A 16,147-nucleotide genomic window follows, 5' to 3' on the forward strand; every position below is an offset into this window, starting at 1 on the left:
GACCTCGGTTGCGTATGTTGCAACGACTGTTGCGCATTTTGAGTGCCATAGGTGTAGCATCCGGGTCGCCACAGGTCAACGGGGTGACGGACAGGGGAGACGGAAAGTGACAAGCGGGCCCGAAGTGCTCTGTGTCGGCGAGACGATGGCCCTGTTCGTGCCCGCCGAGCCCGGTCCGCCGGACGAGGTGAAGCAGTGGCTGCGCACGATCGGCGGCGCCGAATCGAACGTGGCCAGTCACCTGCCGGCCCTCGGTGTGCCGAGCGGCTGGGTCAGCGCGGTCGGCGACGACCCGTTCGGCCGCGCGATGCTGCGGGAGATCGCGTCCCATGGCGTCGACGTCAGCGCTTGTTACGTCGACCCGGCCCGCCCGACCGGGCTCTACATCAAGGAAAGCGGCGCCGGCGGCAGCCCGGTGCGCTACTACCGGGCGGGCTCCGCGGCGTCCGGGATGGGCCCGTCGCTGCTGGACCGGCTCGACCTCGACGGCGTCCGCGTCCTGCACCTGTCCGGCATCACGCCCGCGCTGTCCGGGAGCTGCCTCGCGCTCGTCCGGGCGCTTTTGGAAATGCCCCGCGGCGACCGGCTGATCTCGTTCGACGTCAACCTGCGCCCCGCGCTCTGGGCCGGCCGGGACCCGCGGCTGCTCGCCGAGCTGGCCGGACAGGCCGACATCGTCCTGACCGGCGACGACGAAGCCCAGCACGTCTGGGGGACCGGTGACCCGGCCGAGCTGCGCGCGCTGCTGCCGGGGCCGCGCACGCTCGTCGTCAAGCACGGCGAACGCGGCGCGACGCTCGTCGAGGGGGAGCCGCTGTTCGCGCCCGCGCTGGCCGTCGACGTCGTCGAGCCGGTCGGTGCCGGGGACGCGTTCGCCGCCGGTTTCCTGGCCGCGACGCTGCGGGGCGCCGCACCCCTGGCCCGGCTGCGGCAGGGCCACCTGCAGGCCGCCGCGACCCTGCTGACCCATGACGACGTCGGGGTGCCGCTGCCGCGCACGGTCGTGGATAGCCTGCTTCGGGCGGATCCGGACGAGTGGCGTTCGGCCCGGCTGACCGGGGAAGGTCTGGTGCGCACGTGAGTCAGAGCTTGGACCGCGCCTTGACGCTGCTGAACTCCATCGCGAAGGACGCGCGCACGCTCGACGACCTCGCCGAGGAGATCGGCGTCCACAAGTCGACCGTGCTGCGCCTGCTGCGCACCCTCGAACAGCACCACTTCGTCCGGCGCGAAGGCACGCGGTACTACCGGCTCGGGAGCGCGATGTTCGACCTGGCCAACCAGGCCCTCGACTCGATCGACGTCCGCCGCAGCGCCCAGCCCGCGCTCGCCGCGCTCAACGCGCGCACCGGGCACACCGTGCACCTGGCCAGCTACGACGACGGCGAAGTCGTCTACATCGACAAGTACGAGGGCCGGCACTCGGTGCGGATGTACTCGCGCGTCGGCAAGCGCGCGCCGCTGCACTGCACGGCCGTCGGCAAGGTGCTGGTCGCGGCCATGCCGGAGGTGCGACGCGAGGAGATCGCGCACTCGATCGAGTACCCGGTGCTGACGCCGAACACGATCACGACACCGTCGGACTACCTGGCGGAGCTGGAACGCGTGGCGCGCCTGGGGTACGCCGTCGACAACGCCGAGCACGAGGACTTCATCCACTGCATCGCGGCGCCGGTCCGCGGCGCCGACGGCGAGGTGCTGGCCGCCGCGTCGATGTCGGTGCCGAAGGTGCTGCTCGACTACGAAGGCCTGCTGGCGCTGGTCCCGGACCTGCGCGCGGCGACCACGGAAGCTTCCGTCCACAGTGGATGGACGGAGAACGGAAAGGGGCACTGATGAGCAAGACGGCAGTTTCCACCGAGAACGCGCCGAAGCCGCCGGCGAAGTTCTCGCAGGCCGTCCGCAAGGGGAACCTGCTGCAGGTCGCCGGCCAGGTCGGGTTCGACCCGGCCACGAACGAGATCGTCGGCGACGACGTCGTGGGCCAGACCCGGCAGACGTTCAAGAACATCGAAGCCGTGCTCGCCGAGGCGGGCTCGAGCCTCGCCGACGCGATCATGGTGCGGGTGTACCTGACCGACACGGCGCACTTCGCGCCGTTCAACGAGGTCTACAACGAGCTGATCGGCGACGCGCCGCACGCCGCCCGCACGACGGTGTACGTCGGCCTCCCGGGCGAGCTCCTCGTCGAGATCGACGTGCTCTGCGTGCTGGACTGAGGTCTTGCCCCGGGGCCCGCGGGCCCCGGGGCGCTCAGCCGAGGACGCTCGTGTAGCCGTTGAGCGCGGGCTGCCCGCCGAGGTGGGCGTAGAGGACGTTCGAGTCCTTGCCGATCTCCCCGCGGCCGACCAGGTCGATGAGCGCGGCCATGGATTTTCCTTCGTACACCGGGTCGGTGATCATGCCTTCCAGCCGGGCGCACGTCTCGATCGCGTCCACAGTGGACTTGTCCGGGATGCCGTAGATCCCGGCGTGGTAGCGGTCGTCCAGCTCGACGTCCGCGATCTCCCCGGCGCCGATCAGCTCGGCGGTGTTGCGCGCGATGCGCGTGACCTGCTCGCGGGTCTCGTCGGGCTTCGCGGAGGCGTCGATGCCGAGGATCCTGCGCTTCTTGCCCAGGGCCGTCCCGGCGACCATGCCACCCTGGGTGCTGCCGGTGACCGAGCAGACGATCACGGTGTCGAAGAAGACGCCCAGTTCCTTCTCCTGCTGTTCCAGCTCCACGACCCAGTTCGCGAAGCCGAGCCCGCCGAGCCGGTGGTCCGACGCGCCGGCCGGGATGGCGTACGGCTTCCCGCCGCCGGCCTCGATCTCGGCGACGGCGTCCTCCCAGGCCTGCTTGAACCCGATGCCGAAGCCGGCGTCGACGAGCCGGACGTCCGCGCCGAGGATCCGCGAGAGCTGGATGTTGCCGACCTTGTCGTAGAGCGGGTCGTGCCAGTCGACCCAGCTTTCCTGCACCAGCACGGCCTTCAGCCCGGCGCGCGCGGCGGCGGCCGCGACCTGCCGGGTGTGGTTGGACTGGACACCGCCGATGGAGACGAGCGTGTCGGCCCCCTCCTTCAGGGCGTCCGCGACGAGGTATTCGAGCTTGCGGGTCTTGTTGCCGCCGTACGCGAGGCCCGAGTTCACGTCCTCGCGCTTGGCCCAGACGTTCGCGCCGCCGAGGTGCGCGGTGAGGCGTTCGAGGGGGTGCACCGGCGACGGGCCGAACAGCAGGGGGTAGCGCGGGAAGTCGGCGAGGGTCATCGGTCCTCCAGGAGGTCGGTCCAGATGGTCGAGATCACGGAGACGGCGGTGCCGGTGTCGTGCGCTTCGAGCGCGTCGATGAGCTTCGTGTGGCGCTCGACGGAGTTCCAGGCCAGCGCGGAGCTGAAGCGGGCGTGCTCCAGGCGGCGCAGGAGTGGCGTGTAGCGGTCGAGGGTCGCGGCCACCGCGGCGTTGCCGGCCAGCCGGACCGGGACGTCGTGCAGCTCGTCGTCCGCTTTGACGGCGGCGGCGATGTCGCCGGCTTCGATGGCTTTCGCGAACCGGTCGTTGGCGGCGCGCATCGCGGCGACGTCGGCCGGGCGGCACCTCCGGGCCGCCTCCCGCACGGCGAACTCGTGCAGCACGCGCACGATCTGCCGGGCGTCGATGACGTCGCGGGACATCACGTCGGAGACGCGCGTGTAGCTCTGCGGCTTGGAGTCGACGAGGCCGTCGTCGGCCAGCTTCCGGAGCGCCTCGCGGACGGGGGCTTTGGACAGGCCCAGCTGCTCGGCGAGGTCGGTGTCCCGCAGGGGAGTGCCGGGCGGCAGCGTGCCGTCGACGATGGCCTGCCGGATGCGGTCGTACGCCTCGTCCCGCAGGAGCGGGCGAGTGACCTTTGAGAGACTCACATCTAACATGTTAGATGTCGGCGAGCCCGTCCGGCAAGAGCCGAGCGGGTCGAGAGGGTCAGTAGACGGGGCCGGTGTACTTCTCGCCGGGGCCCTTGCCGGGCTCGTCCGGGACGGCCGAAGCCTCCCGGAAGGCCTTCTGGAGCGACTGCAGCCCGTCGCGCAACGGCCCGGCGTGCAGGCCCAGGTACTCGGCGGACGCCGTCACGAGCCCGGCCAGCGCGGTGATGAGCCGGCGCGCTTCGTCGAGGTCGCGGTGCGGGGAGTTGTCCGGGTCGGCGTCGGCCAGGCCGAGCCGTTCGGCGCCGGCCGACAGCAGCATCACGGCCGCGCGGCTGATCACCTCCACGCTGGGGATGTCCTCCAGGTGGCGGTCGTCCGGGGAATACGGGGGCTGTTGGGAAGGTTGTTCCGACACGTCTGGTACCCTTCCACGAGCGACCAGCCCCTGAGCGATCGGGGGCCGCAAGTGGAGCCCCGCTCCCACCCGCGTCACCGTACAGGTGTCCGGGTCCGGTCTCGCCAGGACGCAAGTCCAGGGTGAAGTGCCAGGCCTCACGGCCGAGCACGATCGGAAACAGAGTGGGCCCCGCGCACCGGAATGGTGTCGGGGCCTTCGCTATGTGGGCACCAGGTCGAACGAGAACAGGAAACATTCCTCGGACCAAGGAGGCCCCATCAGCTCCGAGACACGCATCAACGACCGAATCCGGGTGCCGGAGGTCCGACTCGTCGGACCCGCCGGTGAACAGGTCGGCATCGTCCGGATCGAGGATGCGCTGCGCCTGGCGCAGGAGAACGATCTCGACCTCGTCGAGGTCGCGCCGCAGGCCCGCCCGCCGGTGTGCAAGCTCATGGACTTCGGCAAGTTCAAGTACGAGAGCGCGCAGAAGGCCCGCGAGTCGCGTCGCAACCAGCAGCTGACCGTCATCAAGGAACAGAAGCTGCGTCCCAAGATCGACCAGCACGACTACGAGACCAAGAAGGGTCACGTGTCGCGGTTCCTGGCGGCGGGCAACAAGGTCAAGGTCACGATCATGTTCCGCGGCCGCGAGCAGTCCCGGCCGGAGCTCGGCTACCGGCTGCTGCAGAAGCTCGCCGAAGACGTCACGGAGCTCGGCTTCGTCGAGTCGTCGGCCAAGCAGGACGGTCGCAACATGATCATGGTGCTGGCCCCGCACAAGAACGTGAAGCCGAAGGCCAAGGCAGAGACGGCTCCCGAGCCGGTCCCCGAGGCGTAGGCGCCGACCAGCACAGTCAGCGGCTCACCGGAGTCTCCGGTGAGCCGCCGCACGAAAGAGGACTGAAATGCCGAAGATGAAGACCCACAGTGGGACGTCCAAGCGGATCCGCGTCACGGGCACGGGCAAGCTGCGTCGCCAGAAGGCCGGTCGCCGGCACCTGATGGAGAAGAAGTCCAACCGCCTCACCCGCCGGCTCGAGGGCACCACCGAGCTGTCGAAGACCGAGGCCGGCCGGGTCAAGCGCCTTCTCGGCATCTGATCCCGCAGAACTTGCTGTAACCACCCGGGGCGTTTCCCCCTCGCCCCCTGAGATCGACAGGATGGACCCGTGGCACGCGTCAAGCGGGCGGTCAACGCCCAGAAGAAGCGTCGCGCAACTCTCGAACTGGCCAGCGGCTACCGCGGCCAGCGTTCGCGGCTGTACCGCAAGGCCAAGGAGCAGACGCTTCACTCGCTCAACTACGCCTACCGGGACCGTCGTGCCCGCAAGGGTGACTTCCGCCAGCTGTGGATCACCCGCATCAACGCGGCGGCCCGCGCGAACGGCGTGACCTACAACCGGTTCATCCAGGGCATCAAGGCCGCTGGTGTCGAGGTCGACCGCAAGATTCTCGCGGACCTCGCCGTCAACGACGCCGCCGCCTTCACCGCGCTGGCCGAGCTCGCCAAGGCCAACGTGAACACCGGCGAAGCGAAGTCGGCCTGACCGGCAGCTTTCCCCGACCCGGGGCGGATCCGTTCACCGAACGGACCCCCCGGGTCGTTGCTGCGCGCAAGCTGACGCGGCGCGCGGAACGCGACAAGACCGGCCGCTTCCTGGCCGAGGGCGCCAACGCCGTCGAGGCCGCCTTGGCCGGCGGCTCGGTGCGCGAACTGTTCGTCACGTCCCGCGCGGCGGAGCAGCACGCGGACCTCGTGGACGCGGCCCGCGCGGCCGGCGTCCCGGTTTCGCCGATCACCGACCGCGCCGCCGACGGCCTGTCCGAAACCGTGACGCCCCAAGGCATCGTCGCCGTCTGCGCGCTGCTCGACCGTCCGCTCGAAGAGGCCGTGACACCGGGTGCCCGGCTCGTCGTGGTGCTCGTGGACGTCGCCGACCCCGGCAACGCGGGCACGGTGATCCGCGTCGCCGACGCGGCGGGCGCCGACGCCGTGGTCCTGGCGGGCGACACCGTCGACCCCCACAACGGCAAGTGCGTCCGCGCCGCCGCCGGCAGCCTGTTCCACCTGCCGATCGCGCGCGTCCGCGACGTCCCGACGGCCCTCTCCGCCTGCTCGGCGGCGGGCCTGCGGACGTTCGCCGCGCACGGTTACGCCGACGCCGAACTCGATCGGGTGGATCTCACCGAGCCGACGGCGTGGGTCTTCGGCAACGAGGCCCACGGCCTGCCCGCCGACGTCCTCGAGCGCACCGACCTCGCCGTCCGGATCCCGCTGTACGGCAAGGCGGAAAGCCTCAACCTGGCCACCGCGGCGGCCGTCTGCGTATACACGAGCGCGATGGCGGCACGTCGCTGACCAGCCGCTAGGCTGCCCCGGTATCCACTGTGGTCACCTGGGGGAAATCATGGGCAGGCTCGCCCGTTCGTTCGCGCTGTTCTCCGCTTCGCTGAAGGTGCTGCGCGCCCACAAGGGCCTGGCGTGGTTCCCGGTACTCGCCGGCACCACCGGGCTGCTGGTCGCCGCGGCGTTCCTCACCCCGGCGTTCTTCACCGTCGACCTCGCGGGCGAGCATTTCCGGCCCAGCGTCGGCACGTACGTGCTGCTGGCGGCGTTCTACCTCGTCTCGGCGTTCACCACGATCTTCTTCAACGCCGCCCTGATCTCCCAGGCGGACCTCGCGCTGCGCGGCGACGGCGGCGTCCCGGGCGTCGGCACGGGCCTGGCCGCGGCGGCCCGGCGCTGGCCGGCGCTGCTCGGCTGGGCCGGTCTCACCGCGACGGTCAGCCTGGTGCTGCGCACGATCGAGGAGCGGCTCGGCTTCCTCGGCAGCATCGTCAGCGGCCTGGTCGGCCTGGCCTGGCGACTCACGACGTTCCTCGTGCTGCCAGTCGTCATGCTCGAGGGCGTCGGAGTGAAGGCGGGCGTCAAGCGCTCGGTCGAGCTGTTCCGGCGCACCTGGGGCGAGAACGTCGCGGGCACCGCGGGCATCGGCCTGGTCGGCTTCCTGCTCACCCTGGCCGGGTACGTCGTGTTCCTCGGCGCCGGCTTCCTGCTCGGCGGCACGGCCACCGTGTTCGTCGCGGTCGGGCTGGCGATCGTCTGGACCCTGCTCGTCGCCGTCTTCACCACGACTTTGTCCGTTATCTACCAGACGGCGCTGTACCGCTACGCCGCCGACGGCGTGGTGCCCGGCGAATTTGCGTCGGTCGACTTCGCCGACGCGTTCCGCGAGCGCTGACCGCGCATCCGCGCGCCCCGGGGCGACCGGGGGCACGCGGACCCGATCCCATAGACTTTTCCCACCTTTGACCTCTCGTGCGCCGCGTGTCCGGCGGCGCGCGAACGAACCAGTCCCAGCGGACGCCGAGGAGTTATGTCCGGAGCCAAGGAGAACGAAGCCCAGGGCGCGGTGCTCGCCCCCGAGACGCTGCAGGAAGCGGTCAAGGCCGCCGAAGCCGCGTTCGCCGCCGCCACCGGGCTCGAAGCGCTGGCCGAGGTCAAGCCGGCTCACCTCGGCGACCAGTCCCCGGTGGGCCTGGCTCGCCGTGAGATCGGCGCCCTGCCCAAGTCGGAGAAGGCCGAGGCGGGCAAGCGCGTCAACGAGGCCCGCCAGGCCGTCCAGGCGGCCTTCGACAAGCGCCGCGCCGAGCTCCAGGTGGAGCGCGACGAGCACGTGCTGCGCGAGGAGGCCGTCGACGTCACGCTCCCGTGGGACCGCGTCCCGCGCGGGGCCCGGCACCCGATCAGCACCATCTCCGAGCGCGTCGCCGACGCGTTCGTCGCGATGGGCTACGAGGTCGCCGAGGGCCCGGAGCTCGAAGCCGAGTGGTTCAACTTCGACGCGCTGAACTTCGGCAAGGACCACCCCGCCCGCCAGCTGCAGGACACGTTCTACGTCGGCGAGGAGGACTCCGGCCTGGTGCTGCGCACGCACACCTCGCCGGTGCAGGCCCGCACGCTGCTGCACCGCGACCTGCCCGTGTACGTCGTCTGCCCCGGCCGGACGTACCGCACCGACGAGCTCGACTCGACGCACACCCCGGTGTTCACGCAGGTCGAAGGCCTCGCGGTGGACAAGGGCATCACCATGGCGCACCTCAAGGGCACGCTGGACGCCTTCGCCCGCGCGATGTTCGGCGAGAGCTCGAAGACGCGGCTGCGTCCGCACTTCTTCCCGTTCACCGAGCCGTCCGCCGAGGTGGACGTCTGGTTCGAGGAGAAGAAGGGCGGCCCCGGCTGGGTCGAGTGGGGCGGCTGCGGCATGGTCAACCCGAACGTCCTGCGCGCCTGCGGCATCGACCCCGAGGTGTACTCGGGCTTCGCCTTCGGCATGGGCATCGAGCGGACCCTGCAGTTCCGCAACGGGATCCCGGACATGCGCGACATGGTGGAGGGCGACGTCCGCTTCACCCTTCCCTTCGGAACGGAGGCGTAGTGCGAGTCCCCGTCAGCTGGCTGACCGAGCACCTCGACATCGGCGAGGAGGTCACGCCGCAGGACCTGGCCGACGCGTTCGTCCGGATCGGCATCGAGGTCGACGACCTCAAGCAGCTCGGGCCGGTGACCGGCCCGCTGGTCGTCGGCCGGGTGGCCGAGATCGAGGAGCTCACCGAGTTCAAGAAGCCGATCCGGTTCTGCCGCGTCGACGTCGGCGAAGAGGCCGAAGAACCCGAAGCGGCGGTCGTCGACGAAGACGACGAGGACGAGGACGACGACGAAGCCGGCGAGTTCGACGAGGGCCCGCACGGCATCCGGACCCGCGGCATCGTCTGCGGCGCCCGCAACTTCACCGAGGGCGACCTGGTCGTCATCGCGCTGCCGGGTGCGGTACTGCCCGGCGACTTCACCATCGCGTCGCGCAAGACCTACGGCCGGGTCAGCGACGGGATGATCTGCTCCGCCCGCGAGCTGGGCCTCGGCGACGACCACACCGGCATCCTGGTGCTGCCTTCCGGCACCGCGAGCCCGGGTGACGACGCGGCCGAGCTGCTCGGCCTCGGCGACACCGTCATCGAGCTGACGCCGACCCCGGACCGCGGCTACGCGCTGTCGGTCCGCGGCCTCGCGCGCGAGCTGTCGAACGCGCTGGACGTGCCCTTCGGCGACCCGGCGCTGCTGGAGGTCCCGGCGGCCGAGGGCGACGCCTGGCCGGTCCACGTCGAGGACCCGGAAGGCTGCCCGCGGTTCGTGCTCCGGCGCGTCACCGGCCTGGACGCGACCGCGCCGACGCCGTGGTGGATGCGGCGGCGGCTGATGCTGGCCGGCATCCGCTCCATCTCCCTGGCCGTCGACGTCACCAACTACGTGATGCTCGAGCTCGGGCACCCGCTGCACGCGTTCGCCACCAAGGCCATCCAGGGCGACCTGGTGGTCCGCCGGGCGAAGCCGGGCGAGAAGCTGACCACGCTCGACGACGTCGAGCGCACGCTCGACCCGGACGACGTGGTCATCGCCGACGACAGCGGCGCCATCTCGCTCGCCGGCACGATGGGCGGCGCGAGCACCGAGATCACGCCCGAGAGCACCGACGTGCTGCTCGAGGCGGCGCACTGGAACCCGGCCGCGATCAGCCGCACCGCCCGCCGGCACAAGCTGTTCTCGGAGGCCGCGAAGCGGTTCGAGCGGTTCACCGACCCGCAGCTGTGCGCGGCCGCCGTCGAGCTGGCCGCGCGCCTGCTGCGCCAGTACGGCGACGCCTCGATCCGGCCCGGCCGCACCGACGAGGGCTCGGTCGAGCCGAACCCGGCCGTCAAGATGCCGATCAACATGCCCGACAAGGTCGCGGGCGTGAACTACCAGCGTGGCGTGACCGTCCGGCGCCTGTCCCAGATCGGCTGCAAGGTCTCGGTCAGCACGGGCGATGACGGCACCGGCCTGGTCACGGCGATCCCGCCGAGCTGGCGCGGCGACCTGCGCCAGCCCGCCGACCTCGTCGAGGAGGTGCTGCGCCTGGAGGGGTACGACAGCATCCCGTCGACGCTGCCCGCCGCCCCGGCCGGCCGCGGCCTGACCGACGTCCAGCGGCGCGTCCGCAGCGTTTCCCGGGCGCTGGCCGAGGCCGGGTACGTCGAGGTGCGCCCGTTCCCGTTCATCAGCGACACGGTGTGGGACGCCTTCGGCCTGCCGGCGGACGACGTCCGCCGCAACACGGTCGTGGTCCGCAACCCGCTGGAGGCCGACCGCAACCGGCTTGCCACCACGCTGCTGCCGGGCCTGCTGGACACGCTGCAGCGCAACGTGTCCCGCGGGATGAAGGACGTCGCGCTCTACCACATCGGCCAGGTGGTGCTGCCCGCGCCGAACCCGCTGAAGGTGCCGGACCTCGGCGTCGACGGGCGGCCTTCGGACGAGGAGCTGGCCCTGCTGGAGGCCGCGGTGCCGCAGCAGCCGCTGCACGTCGCCGTGGTGCTCGCCGGCAAGCGTCACCGCGCCGGCTGGTGGGGCGCCGGCGAGCCGGCGAACTGGGCCGACGCGGTGCAGGCCGCCCGGACGATCGCCGAGGCCGCCGGGATCGAGCTGACGGTGCGGGCCACCGACCTGCCGCCGTGGCACCCGGGCCGCTGCGCCCAGCTGCGGGTCGGCGACTGGCCGGTCGGCCACGCCGGCGAGCTGCACCCCAAGGTGGTCGAGGCCCTCGGCCTGCCACCGCGGACGGTGGCGATGGAGCTGGACCTGGACGCGATCCCGCTGCCGGACTCCCGCCCGGCACCGAGCGTGTCGGGGTACCCGCCGGTCCTGCTGGACGTGGCTCTGGTCGCGGCGGCGGACGTGCCGTCGGCGGACCTGGCGGCGGTCTTGCGCGAAGGCGCGGGCGAGCTGCTCGAGGACATCACGCTGTTCGACGTGTACGCGGGCGAGCAGGTCGGCGAGGGCAAGCGATCCCTGGCGTACAAGCTCCGCTTCCGAGCGGCCGACCGCACCCTGACGGTCGACGAGGCAACCAAGGCCCGCGACGCGGCAGTGGCAGCGGCCGGCGAGCGCTTCGAGGCAACGCTGCGCGCCTGACCAGCGGCAAGCCACACCGGGAGGGGCCAGGAAACTGGCCCCTCCCGCCATTTCCCCAACCACCCACCGAGCCCCGGCTTTCGCACCAGCCAACCCGCACAAAGACGCGCCCCGCCAACCGCGGCCGCCCCACCCGGATCCCGGGACGCCCAGGCCCGCGCCCCTACCGCCCACGTACGCGTGTCGTCCATCCAGGTACGCGTGTCGTCCGCTCCGGTACGCGTGTCGTCCAGCCGGGTACGCGAGTCGTCCGCTCAGGTACGCATGTCGTCCATCCGGATCCGCCGCCCGACCGCGCCCGATCCTCAGCCGATGTGCTTGAGCGCCTCCCGCCGGGACAGTCCCGACAATCCGGGATGATCGTCCACAAACGGCCGGACCCAGTCCGGTGCCGTCTTCGCGTAGTCGCGCAGGGCCCAGCCGATTCCCTTGCACAGGAAGAACTCCGGCTCGGGGATCGCCGGCTCGATCGCGCGGGTGAGCAGGTCGGTGTCCGTTTCCTCCTTGGCGCCGATCTGGCAGATGATCGCCGTGCGGCGGCGCCACAGGTCCTCGTCGGCCGCCCAGCTCAGCATGATCGGCGTGACCCGGTCCCGGTCGGCGCGCAGGATCGGGCCGATCCGGCGGATGGCGAGCTCGTCCACGTGGTCCCACCACGCGCCGCTGACGATCATCTCCTCGTACATCGGCACCAGGTCCGGGTCCTGCCACTGCCGGTACGCCCGGTGCCCGGAAAGCGCGATGGCCGCGTAGCGCTCTTCGCGGAATTCCGCTGCCCGCCACAACTCCAGCACGGTCTCCGTGTATGTCACCCGATCGGGCAGTATGTGGTCGGCCAGGACCCGCTTGAGAAGCACGCTTCGCTCGGGTGAAGCCACCCCGCGGAACGGCATCGCCGACTTCATGTACGCCTGCATCGCCGGCGCCTTCACCGGGTCGGCCAGGTCGGCCAGCCCGGTGCGGACCGCCTTGACCAGCTGTTCGTCTGCGCTCATGCGCCCTCCCGTCGTGCTCCGGCGGTCCGGAGCGTACTGCCGCGCACCGACAGTTTCGGTGCGCCGAGACCGGCGCAGGTCCCGACGAAAGACGGATGGCGGAAGTCGCGCCGGTCGACGAGATTGGCGAAGGTTGCCGGTAGTTTCGCCGGAATCCGGCGAACTCTGTCCGATGAGGATGAAAAGGACGACTGTGAAGAGAATCGTTGCCGCTGTCGCCGCCGCGGGGCTCGCGGCCGGGCTGATGGCCGCCGCGCCCGCCGCTTCGGCGGACCCCGGGGTGCAGTTCAGCCCCGCGCCGATCGCCTGGGGGCCCTGCGCGTCGGCGAGCCTGAAGGCCGCGGGTGCCGAGTGCGGCTTCCTCGACGTGCCGATGGACTACGCGAAGCCGGGCGGGGCGAAGGTCTCCGTCGCGGTGTCGCGGATCAAGCACAAGACCCCGCAGTCGCAGGGGATCATGCTGGTGAACCCGGGCGGCCCCGGCGGATCCGGCCTCGGGCTCTCGGTGCTCGGCAAGTACGTGCCGAACCACGCGGGGGACAACTACGACTGGATCGGCTTCGACCCGCGGGGCGTCGGGTCCAGCAAGCCGTCGGTCAGCTGCGACGGGAACTACTTCAGCTACAACCGCCCGGCGTACGTGCCGAACAAGCCGGGACTCGAGAAGACCTGGCTCGACCGCTCCAAGGGCTACGCCGACGCCTGCAAGAAGAACGGCGCGATCCTCGACCACCTCAAGACGACCGACGTCGCGCAGGACATGGACAGCCTGCGCAAGGCGCTGGGCGAGAAGCAGATCAACTACTACGGCTTCTCCTACGGCACCTACCTCGGCCAGGTGTACAGCACGCTGTACCCGAAGAACGTCCGCCGGATGGTGCTGGACGGCAACGTCGACCCCCGGAAGGTCTGGTACGAGGCCAACCTCGACCAGGACGTCGCGTTCGACAAGAACATCAGGACCTACTTCGCCTGGCTCGCGTCCTACGACAGCGTCTACCACCTCGGCAAGACCGGCTCCGCCGTCGAGAAGCTCTGGTACGACACGCAGCGCAAGCTCACCAAGAAGCCGGCGGGCGGCGTCATCGGCGGTGACGAGTGGACGGACATCTTCCTGCAGGCCGGCTACTACGTCTTCGGCTGGGTCGACATGGCCGAGGCCTTCGACGGTTTCGTCCACAAGGGTGACTGGCAGACGCTGAAGTCGCTCTACGACGACTCGAACCCGCCCGGCGAAGACAACGGCTTCGCCGTGTACGCGGGCGTGCAGTGCACGGACGTCCAGTGGCCGACGAACTGGAACAAGTGGCGCGCCGACAACTGGCTGACCTACTTCAAGGCCCCGTTCGAGACCTGGGGCAACGCCTGGTTCAACGCGCCCTGCGTGTTCTGGCCGGCGAAGGCGGGCAAGCCGGTGGACATCGACGGCCGCAAGGTGGCCGGGGCGCTGCTGATCAGCGAGGAGCTGGACGCGGCGACGCCGTACGCCGGCAGCCTCGAGGTCCGGAAGCGGTTCCCGAACTCGAGCCTGATCAGCGCGCCCGGTGGCACGACGCACGCCGGCTCGCTGTCCGGGGTGTCCTGTGTGGACGACAAGATCGCCGACTACCTGGCGACCGGCAAGCTGCCGAAGCGCCAGCCCGGCAACCACTCGGACGTCCAGTGCGACCCGGTGCCGGCGCCGGTGCCCGACGGTGCCTCGGCGCAGAAGTCGGACAGCTCCGCGAAGGCCGCGCAGGAGAAGCAGAGCACGCTGGCCCAGCTGCTGCACTTCTGAGCTAAATCGACGCAGTCCGCTGCCCCGGTCCGGTTCGCCCGGACCGGGGCAGTGTCTTTGCCGGCTCATCCGCCGCTGGTCCATCGTGGCCTCCCGATCACGTGGTGTGGTCGAGGAGGGACGTTAGGCGAGGGGTCCGACAGTTTCGGAGCGAAACCGCCCGTGAGCAGTGCGTGGCCGAAAATTGTCGGGGGTGCGCGCTAGCTTCGTGGCATGTCGATCATCGAAGAGCGCCGGACCGAGATCCGGGCACAGGAAATCACCTACCAGATCGCGGTCGCCACCAGGACGGACGACGACCGCGCCGAACCGACTCCGCGGGTGATGATCACCCTGGAAGCCGGCGGTCCCGGCGGCGAACCGGTCGCCGAGGGCAGCCTCGACCTGGACGTCGCGGTGGCGGCCACGGTCGCCGACCTCGTCGCCGACGGTCTGCTGTCGGCGACCGGCGGAAACCGGGGGCCGAGACGAAGATCCGCGGGCCGTCCTGCCCAGCAGGGCCGCCCGTGGAACGAGGAGATGGACGCGGAGCTGGAGAACCGGTGGATCGCGGGCGAGAGCGTCGCGCAGATCGCGGCGTTCTTCGAGCGCACCCCCGGCGGCATCCGCGCCCGGCTGCCCCGCGTGGGCTGCGACCCGGAGAACCCGGCCTGCTACCTCCCCGTGCCCCCGAGCAGGCGCACGGACCTGGACGGGGAGGAGCCCACCTGACCGACGGCGGGCCGGTCCACAGTGGACCGGCCCGCCTCCGTCGTCCTTCGCCCCCTTCGAACGGAGTCGTCCCGATGTCTTTCGATTTCGCTGTGTGGCTCGAACCCGCGGTCGTCACCGCGGCGCAAGCGATGCGGCGTACTCCCGCCCGGCATTTCTGTGTCGAGGTCGCGGACCGGGCTCGTGTCGTCCAGGTGTCATCGGCTTCGCGCGCCGGCGGCTGCGGTCGCGCGGTCCGCGAGCACCCGCAGGTGCGCCACCAGCTCGGGTGGCTCCTCGACGGTGAACGCGCACCCCACCCCCAGCAACCGGAACGCGAGCCAGTCCAGCGTGTCCCCGGAGCTCCGCCACCGGCACCGGCCGCCGTCCAGGTCGGTCAGCTCGCCGGCCGCCGCGCCGAGGCGGGGCGCGACCAGTGCCGCGGGTTCCGCCAGCACGGCCACCGCGCGGTACGTCGGCACGAGGTCGTAGAGCCGTTCGACGACGTACGCGGCCAGGTCCGTCGCGGGTGGCTTCCGCGGAACAGCGCGGCCACCGGTCGCCTGGGCGTCGCGGACCCGGTCGGCTCGGAACACGCGCCAGTCCGCGCGGTCGAGGTCGTAGGCCACCAGGTACCAGCGGCGCCCGGTGGCGACCAGCCGGAGCGGTTCGGCCCGGCGCCGCGTCTCGGCCCCGTCGTTCGCGCGGTAGCGGAAGCGGACCGTCTCGTGGTTGGTGATCGCGCCGGCGAACACCGTCAGCTGGGCCGGGTCGACCGCCGGTCCCGCGGCCGGCACGGCGACCGTCGCCGCGCCGATCGTGCCCACCCGGCGGCGCAGCCGCGCCGGCAGGACCTGCTCCAGCTTGGCCAGCGCCCGCACGGACGCCTCCTCGATCCCGGCGACGGTCTGCCCCGCGGCGGTCCGCAGCCCCACCGCGATCGCGACGGCTTCGTCGTCCTCGAGCACCAGCGGCGGCATCGCGGTGCCGGCCACCAGCCGGTAGCCACCCGCGACCCCGCGGCTGGCCTCGACCGGGTAGCCGAGCTCGCGCAGCCGCTCGACGTCGCGGCGGATCGTCCGCGGGCTGACGCCGAGCCGGTCGGCGAGCTCGCTGCCCGGCCACTCCCGGGGTGTCTGGAGCAGCGAGAGCAGGCCGAGCAGCCGCGCCGGGGTGTCCGTCATCCGCCCAGCATCCCAAGGTTCCGGCTCGATGCTGCCGGCGAGGTGAGCGGCTCGCCAGGCCGGGCCCGCCCGGCGAGGTGCGGCACGTCGAAGGAGGTCGCCGGTAGTGCGCGCGCGACGACTCGCGGCCCGAGCTTCCCAAGGTGGCGGGCACCACTTCCCGGTAATCCTGTTTGTTTAGCCTTGCAAGGGCGTGCATAATCATGCG

17 protein-coding genes are annotated in these 16,147 nt (G+C 71.3%); 12 read left to right on the plus strand and 5 right to left on the minus strand.

All coding sequences use genetic code 11. The annotated features are described in order from the left end of the window. The first annotated feature begins 106 nt into the window (after positions 1–106). The 3 genes from ACZ7PG_RS50900 to ACZ7PG_RS50910 are packed head-to-tail and all read left to right on the plus strand — an operon-like array spanning position 107 to position 2,219. Entirely contained in the window at positions 107–1,081 is a 975-nt protein-coding gene (locus ACZ7PG_RS50900; RefSeq protein ID WP_470246452.1) for a sugar kinase, read from the plus strand. Further along, positions 1,078–1,836, plus strand: coding sequence for an IclR family transcriptional regulator (locus ACZ7PG_RS50905; protein WP_470246453.1), 759 nt, complete (start codon positions 1,078–1,080; stop codon positions 1,834–1,836). Before ACZ7PG_RS50900 ends, ACZ7PG_RS50905 begins: the two co-directional genes overlap by 4 nt. Then, on the plus strand, positions 1,836–2,219 hold the full coding sequence (locus ACZ7PG_RS50910; RefSeq protein ID WP_086672334.1) for a RidA family protein: 384 nt from the start codon (positions 1,836–1,838) through the stop codon (positions 2,217–2,219). Before ACZ7PG_RS50905 ends, ACZ7PG_RS50910 begins: the two co-directional genes overlap by 1 nt. Positions 2,220–2,253: 34 nt before the next feature. Here the strand turns inward: ACZ7PG_RS50910 and ACZ7PG_RS50915 are convergent, their stop codons facing one another. The 3 genes from ACZ7PG_RS50915 to ACZ7PG_RS50925 form a co-directional block, all read right to left on the minus strand. Next, positions 2,254–3,249 carry a 1-aminocyclopropane-1-carboxylate deaminase gene (locus ACZ7PG_RS50915; RefSeq protein WP_470246454.1) on the minus strand — a complete coding sequence of 332 codons (996 nt, stop codon included), beginning with the start codon at positions 3,247–3,249 and terminating at the stop codon, positions 2,254–2,256. Next, entirely contained in the window at positions 3,246–3,851 is a 606-nt protein-coding gene (locus ACZ7PG_RS50920) for a GntR family transcriptional regulator (protein ID WP_470246503.1), read from the minus strand. Before ACZ7PG_RS50920 ends, ACZ7PG_RS50915 begins: the two co-directional genes overlap by 4 nt. 88 nt (positions 3,852–3,939) lie before the next feature. Continuing rightward, positions 3,940–4,299, minus strand: coding sequence for a DUF1844 domain-containing protein (locus ACZ7PG_RS50925; RefSeq protein WP_470246455.1), 360 nt, complete (start codon positions 4,297–4,299; stop codon positions 3,940–3,942). 205 nt (positions 4,300–4,504) lie between these two features. Here ACZ7PG_RS50925 and infC point away from each other — a divergent pair, with 205 nt between their 5' ends. From infC to pheT, 7 genes are all read left to right on the plus strand, one after another. Beyond that, positions 4,505–5,122 (plus strand): translation initiation factor IF-3, encoded by a 618-nt coding sequence (gene infC / locus ACZ7PG_RS50930; protein WP_364630984.1) that lies wholly within the window; start codon positions 4,505–4,507, stop codon positions 5,120–5,122. Positions 5,123–5,189: 67 nt separating this feature from the next. Next, a complete protein-coding gene (gene rpmI, locus ACZ7PG_RS50935; RefSeq protein ID WP_220241959.1) occupies positions 5,190–5,384 on the plus strand; it encodes a 50S ribosomal protein L35 in 195 nt (64 codons plus the stop codon). Positions 5,385–5,453: 69 nt separating this feature from the next. Then, positions 5,454–5,831, plus strand: coding sequence for a 50S ribosomal protein L20 (rplT, locus tag ACZ7PG_RS50940; RefSeq protein ID WP_004559056.1), 378 nt, complete (start codon positions 5,454–5,456; stop codon positions 5,829–5,831). Further along, positions 5,828–6,643 (plus strand): TrmH family RNA methyltransferase, encoded by an 816-nt coding sequence (locus tag ACZ7PG_RS50945; protein ID WP_470246504.1) that lies wholly within the window; start codon positions 5,828–5,830, stop codon positions 6,641–6,643. Before rplT ends, ACZ7PG_RS50945 begins: the two co-directional genes overlap by 4 nt. A 49-nt stretch (positions 6,644–6,692) precedes the next feature. After that, positions 6,693–7,526: a DUF6159 family protein gene (locus ACZ7PG_RS50950; RefSeq protein WP_470246456.1), complete on the plus strand. Its 834-nt coding sequence runs from the start codon at positions 6,693–6,695 to the stop codon at positions 7,524–7,526. A gap of 135 nt (positions 7,527–7,661) precedes the next feature. Then, positions 7,662–8,723 (plus strand): phenylalanine--tRNA ligase subunit alpha, encoded by a 1,062-nt coding sequence (gene pheS / locus ACZ7PG_RS50955; RefSeq protein WP_470246457.1) that lies wholly within the window; start codon positions 7,662–7,664, stop codon positions 8,721–8,723. After that, complete coding sequence (pheT, locus tag ACZ7PG_RS50960; RefSeq protein WP_470246458.1) at positions 8,723–11,293, plus strand: phenylalanine--tRNA ligase subunit beta; 2,571 nt, start codon at positions 8,723–8,725, stop codon at positions 11,291–11,293. The genes pheS and pheT overlap by 1 nt, the downstream gene beginning before the upstream one ends. Before the next feature lie 305 nt (positions 11,294–11,598). On the opposite strand, the gene ACZ7PG_RS50965 is transcribed toward pheT, so the two are convergent. Beyond that, positions 11,599–12,288 carry a DNA alkylation repair protein gene (locus ACZ7PG_RS50965; protein ID WP_470246459.1) on the minus strand — a complete coding sequence of 230 codons (690 nt, stop codon included), beginning with the start codon at positions 12,286–12,288 and terminating at the stop codon, positions 11,599–11,601. A gap of 193 nt (positions 12,289–12,481) precedes the next feature. On the opposite strand from ACZ7PG_RS50965, the gene ACZ7PG_RS50970 reads away from it, so the two are divergent. Both ACZ7PG_RS50970 and ACZ7PG_RS50975 read left to right on the plus strand, forming a co-directional pair. After that, positions 12,482–14,065 (plus strand): alpha/beta hydrolase, encoded by a 1,584-nt coding sequence (locus ACZ7PG_RS50970; RefSeq protein WP_470246460.1) that lies wholly within the window; start codon positions 12,482–12,484, stop codon positions 14,063–14,065. Positions 14,066–14,278: 213 nt separating this feature from the next. Beyond that, entirely contained in the window at positions 14,279–14,776 is a 498-nt protein-coding gene (locus ACZ7PG_RS50975; RefSeq protein WP_470246461.1) for a helix-turn-helix domain containing protein, read from the plus strand. A gap of 197 nt (positions 14,777–14,973) precedes the next feature. On the opposite strand, the gene ACZ7PG_RS50980 is transcribed toward ACZ7PG_RS50975, so the two are convergent. Continuing rightward, a complete protein-coding gene (locus ACZ7PG_RS50980; RefSeq protein ID WP_470246462.1) occupies positions 14,974–15,939 on the minus strand; it encodes a helix-turn-helix transcriptional regulator in 966 nt (321 codons plus the stop codon). Positions 15,940–16,147 lie beyond the last annotated feature (208 nt).

The organism is Amycolatopsis sp. NPDC114504, from assembly GCF_055633595.1.